Below are 20,716 nucleotides of genomic sequence, written 5' to 3'. Positions count from 1 at the left end.
TCCCTTTGATGAGGCGGGCTCATCGCGAAAGGTAACAGGCCATGCAGGGTTCCGGCACGACGACCTCCGTCTGGATGGGCACCGATCCGGGGCCGATGCCCGCCGGAAACGCCGATCTGGCGACCGCGAAGCCCGACGTGATCGTCGTCGGGGCGGGAATCGCGGGGGTGACGACGGCCTACCTGCTCCAGCGCTCCGGCAAGCGGGTGCTGCTGCTGGACGACGGGCAGCCGGGCGACGGCGAGACGGGGCGCACCACCGCCCACCTGTCCAACGCCATCGACGACCGCTACACGGAGATGGAGCGGCTGCACAGCGAATCCGGCGCGCGAATGGCCGCCGACAGCCACACCGCCGCCATCGACACCATCGAGCGGATCGCGCGCGAGGAATCCATCGACTGCGACTTCGCCCGGCTGGACGGCTATCTGATGCTGGCGCCGGGGCAGGACCCGTCGAGCCTGGACAAGGAGCGGGACGCCGCCCGCCGCGCCGGCCTGACGGAGGTGGACAAGCTCGACCGGCCGCCGATCGAGCACCCCGGCCCCTGCCTGCGTTTTCCCCGGCAGGGCCGCTTCCACGCGCTGAAGTATCTGGCCGGGCTGACCCGCGCCTTCCTGGCGCGCGGCGGGCAACTCGCCACCCGCGCCCACGTCTCGTCCGTCGGGCAGGAGGGGGATCGGGCGCACGTCCATGTGGGGGCCGATCACCGGACCATCGAGGCCGACGCGGTGGTGGTCGCCACCAACTCCCCCATCAGCGACCGCTTCGCCATCCACACCAAGCAGGCCGCCTACCGCACCTACGCCATCGCCCTGGCGGTGCCGAAGGGCAGCGTGCCGGACGCGCTCTATTGGGACACGCTGGACGTCTACCATTACGTGCGGCTCCAGCCGGAGGCCGACCGCGACCTGCTGATCGTCGGCGGCGAGGACCACAAGACCGGCGAGGCCCGCGACATGGACGGCCGCTGGGCCGCGCTGGAGGCCTGGACGCGCGCGCATTTTCCCCAGGCCGGCGCGGTCGAATACCGCTGGTCCGGGCAGGTGATGGAGCCGTTCGACGGGCTGGCCTTCATCGGCCCCGATCCGGCCTATGGCGGGCGGATCTTCGTGGCGACCGGCGACAGCGGCATGGGGATGACCCACGGCACCATCGCCGGGCTGATCCTGTGCGAACTGATCCACGGCGGCAGCAGCCACTGGTCCGCCCTGTACGATCCCGGCCGCAAAATGACCCACAAGCTGGGCACCTATCTGCGCGAGAACATCGATGTCGCGCGCCAATACCTGGACTATGTGGGACGCTCGGAGGTCGAATCGGAAGAGCGTATCGCGCCGAGCCAGGGCGCGGTGCTGAAGATGGCCGGGCGGCCGGTGGCGGTCTACCGCGACGAGTCCGGCGCGCTGCACCGGCGGTCGGCCATTTGCACGCACCTGAAGTGCGTGGTCCACTGGAACCCCGGCGAGAAAAGCTGGGACTGCCCCTGCCATGGCTCCCGCTTCGCGGTGGACGGGGCGGTGCTGAACGGCCCGGCCACGCAGCCGCTCGCTCCGGTGGAGGACGAGCGCGGGAAAGCGGGGTGAAACCATAAGGAGTCTAAGCATCGCGACTTCCCGTTGCAGGTATCTGCGACGAATTAACCTGTGGTAAACCGAAGCTGGTTGACCTTACTCTCGCGACGAACGGGAATGCGTGCGGGAGGAGTCGATGTATTACTCGGAACTGTCCGGGCCGAACGGGACGACCAGCTCTGTCCTTCAACAGGCGGCGGCGAAGAAGCCGGCGGACGCGAAACAGGCGGACGGCAAGACGCCCGCCCCGACCACGGACGCGGCAAAGCCTACCAAGGCCGACAGCCCGGCCTACACCATCAGCCAGTCCATGGAATCGCTGCTCGACAACCTGTCCGGCAAGAAGCCGGCGGCGGGCGCCGACGCGGCCGGCACCCAGGGTGCAACGCAGGGTGGCGGGTCCGGCGGCGCCAAGGGGGCCGACGGCAACGGCTCCGGCGCCCAGGCCATGGCCGCCCGCGCGCAGCAGGCGCAGAAGATCATGCAGGACGCGCTGGAGCACTCCAAGGGCCTGTCCGGCATGTTCGAGAAGGCCATCGACGGCATGAAGGGCGACCTGGGCGACGTCCTGGGCGGGCTCGGCATGTCCGACGATCAGGTCAAGGACGTGCTGGGCGGCTTCGGCGACACCATGAAGGACAAGCTGAAGAGCATGGACTTCAGCAAGATGTCCATGGACATGCAGGAGGCCCGCTCGCAGTTCTCCATCGAATCGCGGGGCATCGAGCTGACCATCAAGGACGGCGACAAGTCGGTCCGCATCTCTTTCGCCAAGTCCACGCTGGACTTCCGCCGCGACGACCAGCGGCTGCAGGCCACGCTGAACGGCGACGGGTCGGGCAGCGTCGGGGTCGAGCAGGCCACCACCAAGGTGACCGGCAAGGCCACGGGCATGATCGTCCGCGCCGAGGGCTTCAGCAACGACGAGATCAAGGGCGTGCTGGAGAAGCTGAACGGCCTCGCGTCCAAGAACGGCGGTGGCCTCAGCGGCCTTGCCGTGCTGAAGCCGACCAAGAGCGCCGACGGGGTTATGCACGTCAACCTGGACCTGTCGCAGCCGGTGGCGGGCCTGACCGACGGCACCAAGTCCACCGCCACGGACAGCAAGGCGGATGCCCCGGCCAAGGTGGACATCACCGCCTGATACGCCACGCATCGGCCCAGCGTCCCCCGACTCGCCCCGCCGTTCGTTCGAAGGTGCCGGCCCGTGGCCTATATCGGGCCGGCACTTGCGGACGGGATGGTTGCGTGCGTAGGAGTGGGATAACGTACGGAATCACCTCTGTACGGAGACAACCGCCGATGACGGGCAACCGATGACCGATCGCGACACCGTTCTGGCCCTCAACCAATCCTTCTACCGGGCCTTCAACGACCGCGACTACGCCGCCATGGACGCGCTGTGGGCCGCCCGCCTGCCGGTGTCCTGCATCCATCCCGGCTGGATGGTGCTGGTCGGGCGGGAAGCGGTCATGGCCAGCTGGGAGAGCGTCCTGGACGCCCCGACGGGCCCCGCCATCCGCGCGCGCAACGAACGGGTGATGCTCTACGGCGAAACCGCGGTGGTCCTCTGCGAGGAAGTGCTGGGCGGCGCCGTGCTGGCCGCCACCAACCTGTTCGTCCGCGAGGACGGCTCCTGGCGCCTCGCCCACCATCAGGCCGGCCCGATCGCCGACCCCCTGGCCGCCGCGACGGAGCCTGTGGACGGCCCGCCGCCGGGTGGGCGGTTGCACTGACGACGCTTGCCCCCTCCCTAACCCTCCCCCGCTTCGCGGGAGAGGGAACTGCCGCCGCTTCGCGCAAATCCCCTCCACCGCGTAGCGGGGGAGGGTTAGGGAGGGGGCAAAAGGCTCAATGCGACTCGAAATGCGCAATCAGGTCGCCGACCACCTTGTCGGCAACGACGCGGTCGGGGTCGCTGTTGGTCAGGGCCACCGCCGCCCAGCGATGGGCGCGTGAAAAGGCGATGTAGGCGTTGAAGCCGCCGGTCGAGCCGGAATGCCAGAGGATCGGCGTGCCGTCTCCCGCCCAGGCCACGAACCAGCCCAGCGCCATGGCCCCCTGCCCCAGCGATCCCGGATCGCGCAGTTCCCGCCCGTCCACCTGCACGGACTGGGCGAGCGCCAGCGTCGCCGCCGTGTCCGCGTCGCACCCGCCGTTCCCCGTACAGTCGCCGAGGTTCGCGCTCAGCCAGCGCAACAGGTCGTTGGCGGTGGAGTAGAGCCCGAAGGAGGGCTGCATGGCCGGCGCCTCCCAATCCGGGACCACCTGCCCGCGGGCGTGGCCGACCGCCTTGCGGGCGCGCTGCTCGGCCGACAGGCGCAGCGTCGTGTCCTTCAGGCCGAAACGCTCGGTCACCACGCGCTTCAGCAGGGCTTCGTAGGAACTGCCGGCGGCGGTCGACAGCGCCTCCCCCAGAACGGCCATGCCGACGTTGGAGTAGCGGAAGCGCGTGCCCGGCGGCACGGGCAGGTTGAAGCCGGACAGCCAGGAGGCCACCTCCTCCCGCGTCAGGGGCTTGTAGGGGTTGCGCGGGTCCTCCAGCCGGTTCCAGGAGAAGCGCGGCGTCTCCGGCACGTTGGGCAGCCCCGCCGTGTGGGTGGCGAGGTCGAGCAGCCGGATCGGCTGCCCGTCGTAGTCCGGCGCGTGGACCGGCTTCGGCAGGTGGCGGGCCAGCGGGTCGGTCGGGGCGACGCGGCCGGCGCGGATCAGTTCGGCCAGGATGGTGCCGGTGAAGGGCTTGGTCAGCGAGGCGATCTGGAACAGCGTGCGACCGTCTGGCGGGCCTCCGTCCGGCCGGCCGCTGTCGCCGCGCCCGACCACCAGCGTCCGGTTGTCCCGGATGACCCCGACCACCAGACCGCCCGGCCCGGCCTCCGCCAGCCGCCGTTCGGCCAGTGCCGCGACCGTGTCGCGCAGGCTGTCCAGACCGACCGCGTCGGCGGGCACCGAAGCCCAGCCCCAGAGCGCGAGAAACGACACGACCCCGAGCACCGGACCCCGCATCCCACCCTCCGTCTTGGACGACCAAAGGGGAGAGTGGGGGCCGGTTACGGCCACGGGTACGCCCGCGGACGGCGATCACGCCAAGGGGCGGCGGCGCTCCGGAGGGTTAGCCTTTCGGGGCCAGGAAAAGCCCTTCTCCCCTTGGGGGAGAAGGGTTGGGATGAGGGGTCGTTACCGGCGGCAGCCGGGAAAACACCAATGTTTCCAGCCGGCCTCGCCGGCGCCACCCTCACCCCAACCACGCTTGCCTGCGAACGCCTTCGGCGTCCTCCGGCGGCGCGCCCCTCAAGGGAGAGGGGCTTTTGAATGGTTACTCGGTGGGGATCTCGGCCGGCGGGGGGCGGCGGTCCTTGACGATGGTCAGGGGCACGTCGTCGGCCGCGATCTCGATGATCGGGTGGCCGCCGAGCAGGGAGGGGCAGCGCTTCACCTGCGTGAAGGCCATGAAGAAGTCGGCCTTGCGCCAGTCCGGCTCGATGCCGTTGACCAGCTTCAGCCAGGGCGGCAGCTCGAACCGGACGGCCAGCGTGTTGCCGCAGACGGTCAGCGTGTACTGGCGCGGCGGCGGGTTGCCGTCGTTCTCGCGCTCCACCAGGGCGATCAGCTCCTCCAGCGCCTCGTGCTGGGAGTTGCCCCAGTAGTCCAGCTCGAACTGACCCTCGGCGCCGCGGACGCCGCCGACGAACTGGTTGTAGTAGACGTACTGGTTCGGGTGCATGCAGCCGAGTTGCCACGCGTACAGCACCGCGACCACCATCGCGCCCGCGCCGAAGGCCTGTCCTGCCCGGCGGCCGAAGCGCTCCGACAGCGCCCACAGCCGGTCGAAGGCAAGGCCGGCCATCACCACCAGCGGCGGCGCCACGAACAGGAAGTGGCGGATGCCGTTGTAGACCGACGGGCGCATCAGCATGAACAGCAGGATCGGCAGGAAGGCCGCCAGCCCCAGCGGAACCCAGCGCACCAGATCGAAGCCGCCCAGCCGCCGCCAGCCGCCGCGCGCCAGCCACACGGCCGCCATGACCAACGACGCCCCGGCGCCGATCAGCACCGCTTCCGGCAGCTTCACGGCGAGGTAGACCGGCAGGTAGAGCGCCGGCGGGTCGCTGGAGCGCACCATCTCGCCCATGAACAGGGTCTGGATGTCGATCGGGAAGTGCGAGACGACGCGCAGCGCTTCCAGCGGGTTCAGCGGGTGCAGAACCGCCCAGGGCCAGAACAGCGCCATCAGCCCGTAGGCCACGGGGATGGCCGGCAGCAGCGCCGGCACGATGCGGCGCGTGTCGGCCAGCGCCGGCCCCATGCCGTCGCGCCACGCCACCAGCAGCACATAGACGGCCAGCGCCACCGCCAGATAGAAGCCCGCCAGCACCGCGCCGACGCGGATCGCCAGCGTCAGGCCCAGCGACAGGCCGAACTTCAGCACCGCGCTGCGGCTCGGCCGCGGCAGCTGGTTGATGATGCGGGTGGCGAAATAGAGCGTCCACACCATGCCGGCCGCGAAGGGCACGTCCTTGGTGTTGTTGAACATCGCCCCGTAATAGACGCCCGACAGCGCCAGCAGCGCCGCCGCCAGGAAGCCGGCGCGCGGCCCGCCCAGCAGGCGCGCGTAGCGCCAGCAGCCGGCGATGCCCAGCACCCCGACCAGCGCGCAGATCAGGTGCCGCGTCTCATACTCCTCGAAGGGGGAGATCGGCACGACCAGCGCGGTCACCAGGTCGAACAGCCCGCCGTAGAGGTACAGGTCCTTGAAATGGAAGGCGGACCGGTCGGTGAAGCCCGACAGGTAGAAGGACAGCAGCTTCTTGCCGTAGATGTGCTGCACCTCCTCGTCCGTGCTGATGCCGTAGGACCGGAAGGTCAGGAAGGCCAGGATCAGCAAGCACAGCAGCAGGGCGCGCGTGATGTCGTCCCACACGGCGCCGGCGCGGCGGAAGGGCAGAGCCGCCGAACCGGACGCCCTCAGGGATGTCAGGTCGGCGGACGGCTGGTAATTCATGAAAGGCGGTCCTCGGTGCCGGCGGAGCGGCGTGCGGCCGGCGCGGCGGCCTCTTCTTCAAATTCAAACCCGTGCGCAGACCGCACATTTTCGAACCCGTGCGCGGAGCGCACGATGAACAGCGGCCGGCCCTTCACCTCGTTGAACACCCGGCCGAGATAGTCGCCGAGGATGCCCAGCGTGATGAGCTGCACGCCGCCCAGGAACAGCACCGCAGCCAGCAGCGATTCATAGCCGGGTACGTCGATGCCGTGCAGAAGCGTGCGGATCACCCGGATCACGATGTAGACGAAGGCGAAGCCGGACACCGCCATGCCGACGAGGCTCCACACCCGCAGGGGGAAGGTGGAAAAGGCGGTCAGCCCGTCGAAGGACAGGCGCAGCAGCTTCAGGAAGCCCCACTTGGTCTCGCCGCCCGCGCGCTCGCCCTGCTCGTAGGGGATGCTCGCCTGCCGGAAGCCGACCCAGGCGAAGATGCCCTTCATGAAGCGCGTGCGCTCCGGCATGCGGTTGATGACCTCCACCACCCGGCGGTCCATCAGGCGGAAGTCGCCGACCTCGCGCGGCAGCTTGACCTCCGACAGGTTGTCGAAGATCCAGTAGAAGGCGCGCGCGAACAGGCGGTGCTTCAGGCTCTGCCCCACCCGCGCGTTGCGCACGGCCACCACCACGTCGTAGCCCTCCCGCCACTTGGCGAGGAACTGCGGCAGAAGCTCCGGCGGGTGCTGCAGGTCGGCGTCCATCGGCACCACGGCGTCGCCGGTGACGTGGGACAGGCCGGCGGACAGCGCCAGCTCCTTGCCGAAGTTGCGCGACAGGTCCACCACCTTCACCCGCGGGTCGGCGTCGTGCACGTCCAGCAGGCGGTCCAGCGTGTCGTCGCGGCTGCCGTCGTTGACGCAGACCACCTCCCACTCCGCGTCCAGCCGGTCGAGCACCGGGACCAGCCGGTCGAACAGGGCCTCGACGTTCGGCCCCTCGTTGTAGAAGGGGATCACGACCGACAGGCGGGGGCGGCGGGGGCGCGTGCCCCTCTTGGCCTTGGGATCGCCAGCCTTCGTCACCGGCGTCTTCGTCACGGGCGTGGCCGGAGCCACCAGGGAAGGCGCGTCAGAAAGGGACATGGCCAGCCGTTGGGTGAGGTCATCGGGCGCCGGAACGGAATGCGGTTGGCGGGCGTCCCCGGCCGGACGCTCCTCCACGGGGCGTATACCACGATACATTGGACTGAGCAAAATGCCTCTCTTGTGGTCATTTCGTGGCCGCGGCGCGGGCATTGCGCCTCCGGCTCACCAAAATCCGTCCACCGACAGGGGCAAACACGGTGCGCCCGACAAATATTCCAGCCGGCCACCGAACCGCCAGAACACGGAAGGGGTGCGCGGTTCCCTTCGGCGCGCATTCCCCGCGACCCAGCCATGATTCGTGCACGAACGCAAACTTGGCACACTCTTGGCACACTTAATGTATTGGTAACCCGGTGCTGCTATGTATTGGGTCTAAACCATCCGCCTTCCCCGGAGTTTTTTCGCCATGAGCGCGTTCAGCCATCTGCGGGTCGGTACCAAGATCACGGCCGCCAGCGCCGGCATCCTCGTCTTTCTGATCGCCATCGGGACCGTCGGCGTCGTGGCCCTGTCCGACGCACGGGACGATTTCGCGACCTACCGCACGCTCGCCCGCCAGACCACCGAGGTCGGCCGCACCCAGGCCGCCATGCTGGAAGCGCAGCTTCACGCGAAGACCTTCCTGCTGACCGGGGACGAGGACGCCGCGCGCAAGGTGGACGCGCGCACCGCCGCCGCGAAGCAGATCGACGAGGTGAAGGAGCTGTTCGCCGACCCGGCGCTGCGCCAGACGGTCGAACAGATGGGCGCGGAGCTGCACCGGTACCAGGAGACCTTCGCCAAGATCCTGGAATTGCAGGGCGCCCGCAAGGAATCGGTCGGCACGCTGTCGGAACTCGGCCCGAAGATGGAAAAGGCGCTGAGCGCCATCATGGACAGCGCCTACGGCGAGGGCGACACGGAGGGGGCCTATCTCGCCGGCATGGCGGGGCGCCATTTCCTGGCCGCCCGCGTCCAGGCCACCCGCTTCCTGACCGACGGCACGGCGGAGAACGCCGACGGCGCGCGCGCGGAGCTGGAGAACGCCCGCCAGCAGGGCAACGCCATGATCGCCAAGCTGAACGGGCAGGAGCGCCGCCGGGCGGCCGTGTCCTTCGTGGCGCTGCTGCGGGTCTTCGCCTCCGAATTCGAAAAGGTGGTTGCGGCGACCACCGCGCGGGATGCGCTGGTCTCCAACACGCTCGACACGCTTGGCCCCACGGTGAGCGAGCGGGTGGAGCAGCTGAAGGACGCCAGCGTCCGGAACCAGTCCGCGCTGGGCGCGGAGGCCACCGCCACCATCGACACCGCCCGCAGCATGACCGTCGGCGCCGCGCTGGCCGCCGTCCTGCTGGGCCTGATCTCCGCCCTGCTGATCGGCCGCGGCCTGTCGCGCCCCATCGTGTCGATGACCCAGGCGATGACCCGGCTGGCCGGCGGCGACCGCGCGGTGGACGTCCCCGGCCTGGAGCGCGGCGACGAGATCGGCGGCATGGCCAAGTCGGTGGAGGTCTTCAAGGAAAGCCTGATCCGCGCCGACCGCCTCGCCCAGGACCAGGCCGCCGAGCAGCAGGCCCGCCAGCGGCGCGGCGAGCGGATCGATGCCCTGACCCGCGAGTTCGACCGGATGGTGCTGGAGGTGCTGGGCCGCGTGTCCGCCGCCGCGACGCAGCTCCACGCCACGGCGCAGGGCATGTCGGCCACCGCCGAGCAGACCACCCGGCAGGCCAGCGCCGTCGCCGCCGCCTCCAACCAGGCCACCGCCAATGTGGAGACGGTGGCCGCCGCCGCGGAGGAGCTGACCGCCTCCATCGCCGAGATCGGCCGGCAGGTCTCGCAGAGCAATTCCATCGCCGGCACCGCCGTGACGACCGCGCAGAAGACCGACGCCACCGTGCGCGGGCTGGTCGAGTCCGCCCAGCGCATCGGCGAGGTGGTGCAGCTGATCAACGACATCGCCAGCCAGACCAACCTGCTGGCCCTGAACGCCACCATCGAGGCCGCGCGGGCCGGCGAGGCGGGCAAGGGCTTCGCCGTGGTGGCGAGCGAGGTGAAGAGCCTCGCCAACCAGACCGCCAAGGCGACCGAGGACATCTCCGGCCAGATCGCCGGCATTCAGGAGGTGAGCCGCGAGGCCGCCGCCGCCATCGCCGAGATCGGCCGCGTCATCACGGAGATCAGCAGCATCTCCGCCGCCATCGCCGCCGCGGTGGAGCAGCAGGGCTCGGCCACCCGCGAGATCAGCCGCAACGTCCAGGAGGCCGCGCGCGGCACGCAGGAGGTGTCCGGCACCATCCTCGGCGTGACCCAGGCGGCCGAGGCCACCGGCGACGCCTCCCGCCAGGTGCTGGACGCCGCCGACGGGCTGAACGACGAGGCGGAGGGCCTGCGCGGCTTCGTCTCCCGCTTCCTCGGCGACATGCGCGCGGCGTGAGCTTCCGGGTCTCGGCAAAAACCCCTCTCCTGGCTTGACCGGCAGAGGGGTTTTTCTTGCGCCCGAAGGCTCTCCTTCGGCAAATAGGGCCTTCCGCCGACCCGAGTGTTGTTAGCACCCCATGATCCTGACCCCGATCCCGGCCGAGGTGATGCCGGACGCGCTCGCCACGTTCGAAACGATGCTGGCGCCGCATCCCTTGCCGCTCGCCGCCTTCCGCCGCATTGCCGCCACGTGGCCGGTGCCCGGCGGCGTGGACACGCCGGAGCAGCGGGCCGAGGCGGTCCGGCTGGCGCACGCCCACGGCATCGGCACGCTGGATGAGCCGCCCAACACCTCCTTCATGTGGGACGGCGAGGTCATCCGCACGGACGTGGAGGCCACGGTCATCGTGCACGAGGTCGCGCACTGGCTGGTGGCGGCGCCGGAGCGCCGCGCGCTCTACGACTTCGGCCTGGGGCCGGGGCCGGAGACGACCCTGCGCAAGGAAGCCCGCGGCCAGCAGAAGCTGACCTTCGAGGAATGCATGCACGAGGAGCAGCAGACCTCCCTGCTCGGCATCCTGTGGGAGGCGGAGCTGGGCCAGCCGGCGATCCTGGCCTTCCTGGAGCAGAACTGGATGGAAAGCTGGGAGCGGGAGAGCACCGCCCTCTTCTTCATCCGCCATGTGGAGGAGCTGCACCAGCGCGGCCTGATCGACGCCGAGGGCCGCCCCACCACCGCCCGCACCTGGGCCGACGAGCGGCGCGCGGCGGCGTAACTACTTCTTATATGAGACGGGATCGGCCAGACCGGCCTCCTGGAAGCCCTTCAGGCGCAGCAGGCAGCTGTCGCAGGTGCCGCAGGCCGCCCCGTCCGGCGTGGGGTCGTAACAGGAGTGGGTCAGGCCGTAGTCCACGCCCAGCTCCAGCCCGCGCCGGATGATGCCGGCCTTGTCCAGCGTCATCAGCGGCGCGTGGATTTTGAACCGGCTGGTCCCCTCCACCCCGGCCTTGGTGGCGAGGTTTGCCATCGTCTCGAAAGCCGCGATGTATTCCGGCCGGCAGTCCGGATAGCCGGAGTAGTCCAGCGCGTTCACGCCGATGAAGAGGTCGGACGCGTTCAGCGTCTCCGCCCAGGCGAGCGCGAAGGACAGGAAGATGGTGTTGCGCGCCGGGACGTAGGTGACGGGAATGCCCTCACCCAACTCGGCGGCGCTGGCGTGCTTGGGCACGTCGATGGCGTCGGTGAGCGCCGAGCCGCCGAAGGCGCGCAGGTCGATGTCGGCGATGACGTGCCGGTCCACCCCCATGGCCGAGGCCACGCGCCGCGCCGCCTCCAGCTCCACCGCGTGGCGCTGCCCGTAGCGGAAGCTGAGCGCGTTCACGCGGTAGCCCTCATGCTTGGCGATGGCCAGCACCGTCGTCGAATCGAGCCCGCCGCTGACCAGGACGACCGCGTTCTTTTCACTCATGGCCCGTTCCTTCCGTGTGCGCGGGTGAGTCCGCCGCAGCGAGATGGGAGCGACGGGTCCCCACGGGCAACAAAAAAGCGCCGTCCGGGAGGAGGCGCTTCGAATTCCATCGATCAGAAAATAATTGGCGGATGGGGGGAGATTCGAACTCCCGATACCCTTGCGGGTATGCCGCATTTCGAGTGCGGTGCATTCAACCGCTCTGCCACCCATCCGCTGCCCCGTTTCCGGGGTGGCGCGGAACCTACCCAAAAGCTTTCGGGGATGCAAGCGCTTGTTTGCGGAAAAATGAAAGGGATTTTGGCACCATCCCTGTTGACTCGCGGTGCGCCCTCGGTATAGATCCCCGCTCTCACGAACGGGCTTGCACCTCAAACGGTGGGCGAGCGGCCCGCCGTTTGTTTTGAGATAGGCAGTGACGACGATGTTTGCAGTGATCCGCACCGGCGGCAAGCAGTACAAGGTCGCCAATGGCGACGTGATCCGCGTTGAGAAGCTCGAAGCCGAGGCTGGCGCTTCCATCACGCTCAACGACGTGCTGATGGTGAGCGACGGCGGCAGCGCCACCGTGGGCACCCCGACGGTGGCCGGCGCGGCTGTGACGGCCGAAGTGGTCGCCCAGGATCGCGGTCCGAAGATCATCGTCTTCAAGAAGAAGCGCCGCCAGAACTACCGCCGCAAGAACGGCCATCGCCAGGACCTGACCGTCCTGCGCATCACCGGGATCAACGGCGCCGCCTGAACGGCCGCCGACCAGTCACAGGAGTAACCCCCCATGGCTCACAAAAAAGCAGGCGGCTCCTCGCGCAACGGCCGCGACTCCGCTGGCCGCCGCCTCGGCGTGAAGCGTTTCGGTGGCGAGAGCGTCGTCTCCGGCAACATCATCGTCCGCCAGCGCGGCACGAAGTTCCACCCGGGTGAGAACGTCGGCATCGGCAAGGACCACACCCTGTTCGCCACGGCGGACGGCACGGTGGCCTTCAAGCACAGCGCCAAGGGCCGCACCTACGTGCTGGTTCAGCCGGCGCAGGCTCCGGCGGTCGCGGCCGAGTAATCTCGTCCGGCCCGTACGGGAGAATCGGAAAAATCGGGGGTCCGGGCAACCGGCCCCCGATTTTCTTTTGTTCCCCCGGTTTCCTTTGGTGTTGTGGTGTCTGCCGCCCCTGGCTCCCCCCTCGCGGGGATGCGAAAGGCGCGGCGGCGCGAAACGGTAGATTGGCCCGCACGGTCCCGCGATGAAGTTCCTCGATCAAGCCAAGGTGTTCCTGAAGAGCGGTGACGGCGGCCCCGGCGCCATCGCGTTCCGCCGTGAGAAGTTCATCGAATTCGGCGGCCCCGACGGGGGCAACGGCGGGCGCGGCGGCGACGTCGTGCTGGAGGTGGTGGACGGGCTGAACACGCTGATCGACTACCGCTACAAGCAGCATTTCAAGGCGCAGCGCGGCAACCACGGCATGGGCGCCAACCGCAACGGGGCCAAGGGCAACGACGTGGTGCTGCGCGTGCCGGTCGGCACCCAGATCCTGGACGAGGATCAGGAGACCGTGCTGCTCGACCTGACCGAGGCCGGCCAGCGCGTCATCTTCCTGAAGGGCGGCGACGGCGGCTTCGGCAACGCCTATTACAAGACCCCGACGAATCGCGCCCCGCGCAAGGCCCATCCGGGCTGGCCGGGGGACGAGCGCTGGGTCTGGCTGCGGCTGAAGCTGATCGCCGACACCGGCCTGCTGGGCCTGCCGAACGCCGGCAAATCCACCTTCCTGGCCGCGACCACGGCGGCGAAGCCGAAGATCGCCGACTATCCCTTCACGACGCTAGCCCCCAACCTGGGCGTGGTGCGCGCGGGTGACGAGGAGTTCGTCATCGCCGACATCCCCGGCCTGATCGAGGGCGCGCACGAGGGCCATGGGCTGGGCGACCGCTTCCTGGGCCATGTGGAGCGCACCCGCGTGCTGCTGCACCTGATCGACGGCACGGCGGAGGACGTGGTCCACTCCTACACCACCATCCGGCACGAGTTGGAGGCCTACGGCGGCAACCTCGCCGACAAGCCGGAGATCATCGGGCTGAACAAGGCCGACGCCCTGCTGGACGAGGAGATCGAGGAGAAGAAGGCGGCGCTGGAACAGGCGTCCGGGGCCGAGGTGATGGTGCTGTCCGGCGCCACCGGCCAGGGCGTGCAGACCGTGCTTTACCGCTTGCTCACGCTCATCAAACAGTCCAAGGAAGAGGAGCCCGACGTTATCCATGCTCCCGCCACCCGCTCCATCCCCCGGCCGCCGGTCGGCCAGAAGATGGACGACGAGTTCGCGGGCTGGAACGAGGAAACGGGCGAGTATGACGACCTTTCCGACGAAGACCTCTCCGACGACGATTTGGACGAAGAGCGCGACGACGATGACGGCGACGACGACGCTGAAGGCTGACACCCCCACCACCCTCCCCACCCTGCTCGACGCGCGCCGGCTGGTCGTCAAGATCGGCTCGGCGCTGTTGGTGGACAGCGAGACCGGGCAAATCCGCCGCGACTGGCTGGACGCGCTGGCCGACGACGTGGCCGCCTGCCGCAAGCGCGGGCAGGAAGTGGTGATCGTCACCTCCGGCGCGGTCGCCTGCGGGCGGGAGCATCTGGGACTCGTCGGCCGCGCCCTGCGGCTGGAGGAGAAGCAGGCCGCCGCCGCCACCGGGCAGATCCGCCTCGCCGCCGCCTATCAGGAGACGCTGGCCCGCCACGGCCTGACCGTCGCGCAAGTCCTGGTGACGCTGGAGGACACGGAGGAGCGGCGCCGCCACCTGAACGGCCGCGCCACCATCGACACCCTGCTGAAGCTCGGCGCCGTCCCCGTCATCAATGAGAACGACACGGTCGCCACCGCCGAAATCCGATTCGGCGACAACGACCGTCTGGCCGCCCGCGTGGCCCAGATGATCAGCGCCGACACGCTGGTCCTGCTGTCGGACATCGACGGCCTCTACACCGCCGACCCGCGCAAGGACCCGGACGCCCGGCACATCCCCGTGGTGCAGGAGTTGACCTCGGACATCGAGGGCATGGCGGGCGAACCGCCGCCCGGCTACAGCTCCGGCGGCATGGTGACGAAGATCGTCGCGGCGCGCGTGGCGCTCGCCGCCGGTTGCCGCATGGTCATCGCCAAGGGCAAGCGCATGAACCCGCTGGCCGCGCTGGAGCGGCGGCCGGAGGATGGCGGCGCGCTCTGCACCTGGTTCCTGCCGGCGGCCGAGCCGTCGAGCGCCCGCAAGGCCTGGATCGGCGGCAATCTGAACGCCGCCGGCTCGCTGACCGTGGACGCGGGCGCGCTGAAGGCGCTCGCCAACGGGGCCAGCCTGCTGCCAGCCGGCGTGCGCGCCGTGGACGGCGATTTCGAGCGCGGCGACGTGGTGGTGGTGAAGGCGCCGGACGGGCGCGAGGTGGCGCGCGGCCTGACGGCTTACGCCGCCGACGACGCCCGCCGCATCGCCGGCCGCAAGAGCCACGAGATCGAGGAGATCCTGGGCTACCGGGGCCGCGACGAGATGATCCATCGCGACGATATGGTGGTGCGTTGAGCGTTCTGGTTTCGGCGCGCCCTCCCCTTCAAGCAATCTTGTGGGACATCGACGGCACGCTGCTGGACAGCGAGCCCTGGCACCAGCGCGCCACCATCGCCGTCTGCCGCCAGCATGGCCACGACATGGACGAGGCGCAGTATGCCGGCTCGCTCGGCATCGCCTTTCCGGAGTTCTACGCGCGGCTGAACGCCGTCCGGCCCATGCCGCTGAGCTTCCGGCAGTGGGCCGACGCCATCACCGACATCTATCTGGAGCGGATCGCCGAAGTGGAGGCCCGCGCCGGGGCCGTCGCCCTGGTGGAGGCCTTCGCCGAGCGCGGCCTGCGGCAGGCCTGCGTGTCGAACAGCGGCCGGCGCGTGGTGGAGGCGAACCTGCGCCACCTCGCCATCCCGCACTTCGCCTTCGGCCTCAGCCGCGACGACGTGACCAACGGCAAGCCCGACCCGGAGCCCTACCTGACCGCCGCGGCGCGGCTGGGCGTCCCGCCCGAAGCCTGCGCGGTCATCGAGGACAGCCCCACCGGCGCCCGCGCCGGCAAGGCCGCCGGCATGCTGACCATCGCCTGGCCCCAGCACCCGCACCTGCTGTTCGAAGCCGCCGACCATGTGGTCGAGGACCCGGCGGCGCTGGATTGGGACGCGCTGTGCGGCCTCGCGGAGCGTATGGCGGCGGATTGAGTCCGCGCCGGGTGTTGGGTTTCGCTGACACTCAACCCAACCTACGTGACGTTGTAGGTTGGGTTGCGTCTCGCGCAACCCAACAGATGCACCTTCACCCCTTGGTGATGAAGAAATACACGGTCATCGCCAGACCGACCGCGATCACGAACTTGCGCAGGATCGGCGGGGGGATGTGGCGGGCGATGGAGGCGCCGGCGTAGCCGCCGGCCATGGCGGCGACGAGCATGATCAGCGCCTCGGTCCAATAGACGGCGCCGCCGTACACGAAGGCGACCACCGCGACCGCGTTCAGGCAGCCGGACACCAGCGCCTTCAGCCCGTTCATCGCGTGCAGGTCGGTCAGGCCGAAGACGCCCAGCGTCGCCAGGATCAGGATGCCGATGCCGCCGCCGAAATAGCCGCCGTAAATGGCGATGAAGAACTGCACGGCCAGCACCGTGCCGTGCCCAACCTTGAAGTTGCGGCGGATGGTGGCCGAAATCCTCGGCCCGAAGGCGAACAGCACCGAGGCGAACAGCAGCAGCCACGGGATGATGGCCTCAAAGGTCTTCTGCGGCGTCCACAGCAGCAGAAGCGCGCCCAGCAACCCGCCGATCAGGCTGACGCCCAGGAAGGCCGGCAGGTTGATTTCCTTGATGCGGCCAAGCTCCCGACGGTAGCCGTAGGCGCTCGCCAAGGCCCCCGGCGACACCGCGACCGTGCTGGTCGCGTTGGCGTTCAGCGGCGGCACCCCGGCGAACACCAGGGCCGGGAAGGTCAGGAAGCTCCCGCCCCCGGCCACGGCGTTGAGCACGCCCGCGAAGAAGGCGGAGACGACAAGCAGCAGGGTCACCATGGGCCGAACAGTCCGAAGGGGGTAGGAAAAGCCCGCGGACTATGCCCGTTCGGCAACGCTTCCGGTACTGCCTTTTGTGCGCCCCCGCCCTTCGCTCCTGCCTTCGCCTACAGCCGGGGCGGGAGCGTACGCAGGTACGCGACCAGCGTGCTCAGGTCCTCGTCGCTCATGGACTTGTAGAAGTGATAGCCCATGGGCGGGTTCAGCCGCGTGCCGTCCGGGCGTACGCCCTCGGTGATCGCGCGCTTGATCTGGGCGTCGGTCCAGGCGCCGATGCCGTGCTCCTTGTCCTGCGTGATGTTGCGAGCGACGGTGACGCCCCAGGGACCCGCGAAGGACTGCCCGCCGACCCCGGCGCGCGCCATGTCGCGGCGCCCGTCGGGCAGCATCGGCGTGTGGCATTCCAGGCAGTGGCCCTGCGCCCCGGCCATGTACGCGCCGTACGCCACCCGGTCCGTACGCGCCACGTCCGGCACCGAACCGACCGGCGGGCCGTAGGAGGCCGGCAGGGGCATGCGGTATTCCGACTTCGGCACCGCGTTCCTCACCGCCGGCACGCTGCGCAGATAAGCGACGATGGCCTGCACGTCGCTGTCCGACAGGTCCCGGTAGAATGCGATGGGCATCGGCGGGCCGATCACGGAGCCGTCGGGGCGCCTGCCCTCGCGGATGGCGGCGACGATCTGCGCGTCCGTCCAGCGGCCGATGCCGGTTTCAGGGTCGGGGGTGATGTTGGGGGCGTAGGCGGTGAAGGGCTGCTCAACGAAGGGTGTGCCGCCGGCCAGCTCCATGCCCTTGACCGGGCCGTCCGGCCCCTGCGGCGTGTGGCAGTTGCCGCAGGCGACGATGCCGTTCATCAGGACCTTTCCCCGCTCCAGCGGCGTGTCCGCCTTCGCGGCCGACCCCAGGCAAAGCACGACCGTGGCCGCGGCGACGCCGCAGCGCAAAAGCCCCTTCATGACCCCCTCCCGCATTGTGCGTGTGACGGAACGCTAGCGCGGCAACCGTGCATCGCCCAGCGCATTGTTGAGTGCACGAATTGGATTTTCGGCGTAGCCACCATGACTTTCGCGCGGGCGCGGGATCCGCTACAGTTGCGGCCCTTTTCACCGGAGTGAGCGCCATGTCCGCCCTGCTTGAGACCACCGACGCCCTGCACGATCAGATGCTCGCCCTCGGTCGCGCCGCCCGCGCCGCCGCGGCGGAGCTGGCGACCGTGCCGAGCCCGTCGAAGGATCAGGCCTTGCGGGCGGCGGCCGCCGCGATCCGCGCCCGCAAGGCGGAGATCCAGGCGGCCAACGACCAGGACGTCGCCGCCGCCGCGGCGCGCGGCCTCGCCGGCCCCCTGGTGGAGCGGCTGACGCTCGACGACAAGCGCATCGAGGCGATGGCGAAGGGGCTGGAGGACATCGCCGACTTCCCCGATCCCATCGGCGGCGTGATCGCCGAATGGACGCGCCCCAACGGGCTGGCGATCCAGCGCGTGCGCGTCCCCTTGGGCATCGTCGGCATCATCTATGAGAGCCGCCCGAACGTGACGGCCGACGCCGGCGGCCTCTGCCTGAAGTCCGGCAACGCCGCCATCCTGCGCGGCGGGTCGGAGAGCTTCCATTCCTCGCGCGCCATCGCCGACTGCCTGGCCGAGGGGCTGCGCGCCGCCGGCCTGCCGGAGGCGGCCGTCCAGCTCGTCCCCACCACGGACCGGGCGGCGGTCGGCCACATGCTGACCATGCGCGACTATATCGACGTGATCGTGCCGCGCGGCGGCAAGTCGCTGATCCAGCGCATCGCCGAGGAAAGCCGCATCCCGGTCATCAAGCATCTGGACGGCAACAACACCGTCTATGTCGACGCCGGCGCCGACCCGGAGAAGGCGCGCAAGGTGGTGATGAACGCCAAGATGCGCCGCACCTCCATCTGCGGCGCCGCCGAAACGCTGCTGGTCGACCGCAAGCTGGCCGACACGCTGCTGCCGGTGCTGGTCAAGGATCTGCTGGACGCCGGCTGCGCCGTGCGCGGCGACGCGGCGGCGCGGGCGGCCGACCCGCGCGTGACGCCCGTCGCGCCCGAGGATTGGGACACCGAGTATCTGGACGCCATCATCGCCTGCGGCGTGGTGGACGGGGTGGACGCGGCCATCGAGCACGTCAACCGCCACGGCTCCCACCACACCGACGCCATCGTCACCGAGGACGCGGCGGCGGCCGAGCGCTTCCTGAACCGCATCGACAGCGGCATCGTCCTGTGGAACGCCAGCACCCAGTTCGCCGACGGCGGCGAATTCGGCATGGGTGCGGAGATCGGCATCTCCACCGACAAGTTCCACGCCCGCGGCCCGGTGGGCGCCGAGCAACTGACCAGCTACAAGTACGTCGTGCGCGGCGATGGCCAGACGCGGCCGTAAGGTGGGCCTTTGCCCCCTCCCTAACCCTCCCCCGCTTCGCAGGGGAGGGAACTCCGCAGCCTCCCCCGCAATCCATACTCCCTCCCCTGCGAAGCGGGGGAGGGTCGGGGTGGGGGCGCCGTGATGACGCCCCCCCACCCCCGCGCCCCCGGCCTCTACGCCGGCCTCCGCGTCGGGCTGCTCGGCGGGTCGTTCAACCCGGTGCACGCTGGGCACCGGCACATCAGCCTGTACGCGCTGAAGACGCTGGGGCTCGACCGGGTGTGGTGGCTGGTCAGCCCGCAGAACCCGTTGAAGCCCACGCGGGACATGGCCGCCCTGGCGGAGCGCATGGCGGAGGCGCGGCGCGTGGCGGCCCATCCGCGCATCCAGGTCACGGACCTCGAACGCGAACTGGGCACCCGCTACACCGCCGATACCTTGTCCGAGCTGAAGCGGCGCTTTCCAAAAACACGCTTCGTCTGGCTGATGGGTGCCGACAATCTTCGTCAAATACCCCGTTGGCGGGATTGGACGCGAATCTTCCGGCTGGTGCCGGTTGCAGTTCTGGCCCGACCAACTTATTCTATGAATGCGCTTGGTGGCATAGCCGCTCAGCGCTATGCCCGTCGCCGGGTGACGGAGCATGGGGCCAAGGGGCTGACCGGACGCAAGACGCCGGCCTGGATTTTCCTCCGCAACCCGCTGCATCCGGCTTCGGCGACGGCGATCCGACAGGCACGTGCCTGCGGGTCGTGACCCTGTATCACGAGGTGGGTACCATCAACACGTTCATCGAACCGGCCGCGCCCGTCGTGCGGCCCGCGCCCGTTCCCCAGCCGGACGAACTGAAGGCGCTGATCGAAAAGTCCCTGGACGACGACCAGGCGGATGACGTCATCGTCATCGATCTTGCCGGCAAAACCAGCATCGCGGACTACATGATCGTGGCGTCGGGCCGCAACACGCGGCACATCGCGTCCATGGCCATGAAGCTCGCCGATCGGATGAAGTCGGCCGGGATCCGTGGCGTCGAGGTCGAAGGCCTGCCCCAGTGCGACTGGGTGCTGGTGGACGCGGGGGACATCATCATCCACCTGTTCCGCCCGGAAGTCCGGACCTTCTACAACATCGAAAAGATGTGGGGCCTGGACACGCCGCGTCCTGCTGCCGAGCGCATGAGCGCCTAAGCCCGCGAGAGGAGAGCCGGACCCATGCGTCTGTGGCTCGCCGCCGTTGGGCGGTCACGGGCCGGTCCGGCGCGCGACCTCTACGAGGAGTATGTCGGGCGGCTGAGCTGGCCCCTGACGCTCCGCGAGGTGGAGGTCAAGAAGCGCCTGTCGTCCGACGAGTTGAAGCGGCAGGAGGCGGAGCTTCTGCTGGCCGCCATCCCCAGCGGCGCCATCGTCGTCGCGCTGGACGAGCGCGGCAAGACGATCCCCAGCGAGGCCTTCGCCTCGAAGATCGGGGCGTGGCGCGACCAGGGGGCGGGCGACATCGCCTTCCTGATCGGCGGGGCCGACGGGCACGGCGACGCGGTGCGGGCGCGCGCCGATTTTCTTTTGGCCTTGGGCGCCATGACCTGGCCGCATATGTTGGTGCGGGGCATGCTGGCGGAGCAACTCTACCGGGCTCAGCAAATCCTGGCCGGACACCCATATCACCGGGCGTGACTCCAC

Annotated in this window: 20 protein-coding genes and 1 tRNA gene; 14 read left to right on the top strand and 7 right to left on the bottom strand. The window is 69.5% G+C overall.

Going from position 1 to position 20,716, the window contains the following annotated elements; all coding sequences use genetic code 11:
- Positions 1-41: 41 nt before the first annotated feature.
- The 3 genes from ACSVC7_RS03100 to ACSVC7_RS03090 all read left to right on the top strand — a co-directional run bounded on the left by ACSVC7_RS03100 (position 42) and on the right by ACSVC7_RS03090 (position 3,310).
- The gene (locus ACSVC7_RS03100) at positions 42-1,586 is read left to right on the top strand and encodes an FAD-dependent oxidoreductase (RefSeq protein WP_448202634.1); all 1,545 of its coding nucleotides are present in this window, start codon (positions 42-44) and stop codon (positions 1,584-1,586) included.
- 124 nt (positions 1,587-1,710) lie between these two features.
- Positions 1,711-2,718, top strand: coding sequence for a hypothetical protein (locus ACSVC7_RS03095; protein WP_448202635.1), 1,008 nt, complete (start codon positions 1,711-1,713; stop codon positions 2,716-2,718).
- A 172-nt stretch (positions 2,719-2,890) separates the two neighbouring features.
- Complete coding sequence (locus ACSVC7_RS03090; RefSeq protein WP_448202636.1) at positions 2,891-3,310, top strand: nuclear transport factor 2 family protein; 420 nt, start codon at positions 2,891-2,893, stop codon at positions 3,308-3,310.
- Between the two features lie 115 nt (positions 3,311-3,425).
- Here the strand turns inward: ACSVC7_RS03090 and ACSVC7_RS03085 are convergent, their stop codons facing one another.
- The 3 genes from ACSVC7_RS03085 to ACSVC7_RS03075 form a co-directional block, all read right to left on the bottom strand.
- Positions 3,426-4,580, bottom strand: a complete 1,155-nt coding sequence (locus ACSVC7_RS03085; protein ID WP_448202637.1) for a serine hydrolase — start codon at positions 4,578-4,580, stop codon at positions 3,426-3,428.
- A gap of 310 nt (positions 4,581-4,890) precedes the next feature.
- Entirely contained in the window at positions 4,891-6,576 is a 1,686-nt protein-coding gene (locus tag ACSVC7_RS03080) for a glycosyltransferase family 39 protein (protein WP_448202638.1), read from the bottom strand.
- A complete protein-coding gene (locus tag ACSVC7_RS03075) occupies positions 6,573-7,700 on the bottom strand; it encodes a glycosyltransferase family 2 protein (protein WP_448202639.1) in 1,128 nt (375 codons plus the stop codon). Before ACSVC7_RS03075 ends, ACSVC7_RS03080 begins: the two co-directional genes overlap by 4 nt.
- A 409-nt stretch (positions 7,701-8,109) precedes the next feature.
- On the opposite strand from ACSVC7_RS03075, the gene ACSVC7_RS03070 reads away from it, so the two are divergent.
- Both ACSVC7_RS03070 and ACSVC7_RS03065 read left to right on the top strand, forming a co-directional pair.
- Complete coding sequence (locus tag ACSVC7_RS03070; RefSeq protein ID WP_448202640.1) at positions 8,110-10,116, top strand: methyl-accepting chemotaxis protein; 2,007 nt, start codon at positions 8,110-8,112, stop codon at positions 10,114-10,116.
- A gap of 121 nt (positions 10,117-10,237) precedes the next feature.
- Positions 10,238-10,876 carry a hypothetical protein gene (locus tag ACSVC7_RS03065; RefSeq protein WP_448202641.1) on the top strand — a complete coding sequence of 213 codons (639 nt, stop codon included), beginning with the start codon at positions 10,238-10,240 and terminating at the stop codon, positions 10,874-10,876.
- On the opposite strand, the gene queC is transcribed toward ACSVC7_RS03065, so the two are convergent.
- Together queC and ACSVC7_RS03055 are read right to left on the bottom strand one after the other, a co-directional pair.
- Complete coding sequence (gene queC, locus ACSVC7_RS03060) at positions 10,877-11,569, bottom strand: 7-cyano-7-deazaguanine synthase QueC (RefSeq protein WP_448202642.1); 693 nt, start codon at positions 11,567-11,569, stop codon at positions 10,877-10,879. It abuts the gene before it with no gap.
- Between the two features lie 125 nt (positions 11,570-11,694).
- Positions 11,695-11,784: transfer RNA gene (locus ACSVC7_RS03055), tRNA-Ser, on the bottom strand.
- 209 nt (positions 11,785-11,993) lie between these two features.
- Here ACSVC7_RS03055 and rplU point away from each other — a divergent pair.
- The 5 genes from rplU to ACSVC7_RS03030 all read left to right on the top strand — a co-directional run bounded on the left by rplU (position 11,994) and on the right by ACSVC7_RS03030 (position 15,816).
- The gene (rplU, locus tag ACSVC7_RS03050; protein WP_149468678.1) at positions 11,994-12,311 is read left to right on the top strand and encodes a 50S ribosomal protein L21; all 318 of its coding nucleotides are present in this window, start codon (positions 11,994-11,996) and stop codon (positions 12,309-12,311) included.
- A 33-nt stretch (positions 12,312-12,344) separates the two neighbouring features.
- On the top strand, positions 12,345-12,623 hold the full coding sequence (gene rpmA / locus ACSVC7_RS03045) for a 50S ribosomal protein L27 (protein ID WP_448202643.1): 279 nt from the start codon (positions 12,345-12,347) through the stop codon (positions 12,621-12,623).
- A 181-nt stretch (positions 12,624-12,804) separates the two neighbouring features.
- On the top strand, positions 12,805-13,995 hold the full coding sequence (gene obgE / locus ACSVC7_RS03040; protein WP_448202644.1) for a GTPase ObgE: 1,191 nt from the start codon (positions 12,805-12,807) through the stop codon (positions 13,993-13,995).
- Positions 13,967-15,136 carry a glutamate 5-kinase gene (proB, locus tag ACSVC7_RS03035; protein WP_448202645.1) on the top strand — a complete coding sequence of 390 codons (1,170 nt, stop codon included), beginning with the start codon at positions 13,967-13,969 and terminating at the stop codon, positions 15,134-15,136. Before obgE ends, proB begins: the two co-directional genes overlap by 29 nt.
- Positions 15,137-15,174: 38 nt before the next feature.
- A complete protein-coding gene (locus ACSVC7_RS03030; protein ID WP_448202646.1) occupies positions 15,175-15,816 on the top strand; it encodes an HAD family hydrolase in 642 nt (213 codons plus the stop codon).
- 94 nt (positions 15,817-15,910) lie between these two features.
- Here the strand turns inward: ACSVC7_RS03030 and ACSVC7_RS03025 are convergent, their stop codons facing one another.
- Both ACSVC7_RS03025 and ACSVC7_RS03020 read right to left on the bottom strand, forming a co-directional pair.
- Positions 15,911-16,654 carry a sulfite exporter TauE/SafE family protein gene (locus ACSVC7_RS03025; RefSeq protein ID WP_448202647.1) on the bottom strand — a complete coding sequence of 248 codons (744 nt, stop codon included), beginning with the start codon at positions 16,652-16,654 and terminating at the stop codon, positions 15,911-15,913.
- Between the two features lie 107 nt (positions 16,655-16,761).
- Positions 16,762-17,613 (bottom strand): c-type cytochrome, encoded by an 852-nt coding sequence (locus ACSVC7_RS03020; protein WP_448202648.1) that lies wholly within the window; start codon positions 17,611-17,613, stop codon positions 16,762-16,764.
- Positions 17,614-17,777: 164 nt separating this feature from the next.
- Here ACSVC7_RS03020 and ACSVC7_RS03015 point away from each other — a divergent pair, with 164 nt between their 5' ends.
- From ACSVC7_RS03015 to rlmH, 4 genes are all read left to right on the top strand, one after another.
- Positions 17,778-19,058 carry a glutamate-5-semialdehyde dehydrogenase gene (locus ACSVC7_RS03015; protein WP_448202649.1) on the top strand — a complete coding sequence of 427 codons (1,281 nt, stop codon included), beginning with the start codon at positions 17,778-17,780 and terminating at the stop codon, positions 19,056-19,058.
- 123 nt (positions 19,059-19,181) lie between these two features.
- Complete coding sequence (locus tag ACSVC7_RS03010; protein ID WP_448202650.1) at positions 19,182-19,796, top strand: nicotinate-nucleotide adenylyltransferase; 615 nt, start codon at positions 19,182-19,184, stop codon at positions 19,794-19,796.
- Entirely contained in the window at positions 19,793-20,227 is a 435-nt protein-coding gene (rsfS, locus tag ACSVC7_RS03005; RefSeq protein WP_448202651.1) for a ribosome silencing factor, read from the top strand. Before ACSVC7_RS03010 ends, rsfS begins: the two co-directional genes overlap by 4 nt.
- Before the next feature lie 24 nt (positions 20,228-20,251).
- The gene (gene rlmH / locus ACSVC7_RS03000) at positions 20,252-20,710 is read left to right on the top strand and encodes a 23S rRNA (pseudouridine(1915)-N(3))-methyltransferase RlmH (protein WP_448202652.1); all 459 of its coding nucleotides are present in this window, start codon (positions 20,252-20,254) and stop codon (positions 20,708-20,710) included.
- The last annotated feature ends 6 nt before the right edge of the window (positions 20,711-20,716 follow it).

It is taken from the genome of Azospirillum mesophilum (genome assembly GCF_053470405.2).
The sequence above is the reverse complement of the archived record's forward strand: the minus strand, read 5'-3'. Positions and strand labels throughout refer to the sequence as shown.

What these genes read in the sequence shown, in the direction of transcription:
- ACSVC7_RS03100 (WP_448202634.1), top strand. Translation starts at nt 42, where the DNA reads ATGCAGGGTTCCGGCACGACGACCTCCGTCTGGATGGGCACCGATCCG.
- ACSVC7_RS03095 (WP_448202635.1), top strand. Translation starts at nt 1,711, where the DNA reads ATGTATTACTCGGAACTGTCCGGGCCGAACGGGACGACCAGCTCTGTC.
- ACSVC7_RS03090 (WP_448202636.1), top strand. Translation starts at nt 2,891, where the DNA reads ATGACCGATCGCGACACCGTTCTGGCCCTCAACCAATCCTTCTACCGG.
- ACSVC7_RS03085 (WP_448202637.1), bottom strand. Translation starts at nt 4,580, where the DNA reads ATGCGGGGTCCGGTGCTCGGGGTCGTGTCGTTTCTCGCGCTCTGGGGC.
- ACSVC7_RS03080 (WP_448202638.1), bottom strand. Translation starts at nt 6,576, where the DNA reads ATGAATTACCAGCCGTCCGCCGACCTGACATCCCTGAGGGCGTCCGGT.
- ACSVC7_RS03075 (WP_448202639.1), bottom strand. Translation starts at nt 7,700, where the DNA reads ATGTCCCTTTCTGACGCGCCTTCCCTGGTGGCTCCGGCCACGCCCGTG.
- ACSVC7_RS03070 (WP_448202640.1), top strand. Translation starts at nt 8,110, where the DNA reads ATGAGCGCGTTCAGCCATCTGCGGGTCGGTACCAAGATCACGGCCGCC.
- ACSVC7_RS03065 (WP_448202641.1), top strand. Translation starts at nt 10,238, where the DNA reads ATGATCCTGACCCCGATCCCGGCCGAGGTGATGCCGGACGCGCTCGCC.
- queC (WP_448202642.1), bottom strand. Translation starts at nt 11,569, where the DNA reads ATGAGTGAAAAGAACGCGGTCGTCCTGGTCAGCGGCGGGCTCGATTCG.
- rplU (WP_149468678.1), top strand. Translation starts at nt 11,994, where the DNA reads ATGTTTGCAGTGATCCGCACCGGCGGCAAGCAGTACAAGGTCGCCAAT.
- rpmA (WP_448202643.1), top strand. Translation starts at nt 12,345, where the DNA reads ATGGCTCACAAAAAAGCAGGCGGCTCCTCGCGCAACGGCCGCGACTCC.
- obgE (WP_448202644.1), top strand. Translation starts at nt 12,805, where the DNA reads ATGAAGTTCCTCGATCAAGCCAAGGTGTTCCTGAAGAGCGGTGACGGC.
- proB (WP_448202645.1), top strand. Translation starts at nt 13,967, where the DNA reads ATGACGGCGACGACGACGCTGAAGGCTGACACCCCCACCACCCTCCCC.
- ACSVC7_RS03025 (WP_448202647.1), bottom strand. Translation starts at nt 16,654, where the DNA reads ATGGTGACCCTGCTGCTTGTCGTCTCCGCCTTCTTCGCGGGCGTGCTC.
- ACSVC7_RS03020 (WP_448202648.1), bottom strand. Translation starts at nt 17,613, where the DNA reads ATGAAGGGGCTTTTGCGCTGCGGCGTCGCCGCGGCCACGGTCGTGCTT.
- ACSVC7_RS03015 (WP_448202649.1), top strand. Translation starts at nt 17,778, where the DNA reads ATGTCCGCCCTGCTTGAGACCACCGACGCCCTGCACGATCAGATGCTC.
- ACSVC7_RS03010 (WP_448202650.1), top strand. Translation starts at nt 19,182, where the DNA reads ATGACGCCCCCCCACCCCCGCGCCCCCGGCCTCTACGCCGGCCTCCGC.
- rlmH (WP_448202652.1), top strand. Translation starts at nt 20,252, where the DNA reads ATGCGTCTGTGGCTCGCCGCCGTTGGGCGGTCACGGGCCGGTCCGGCG.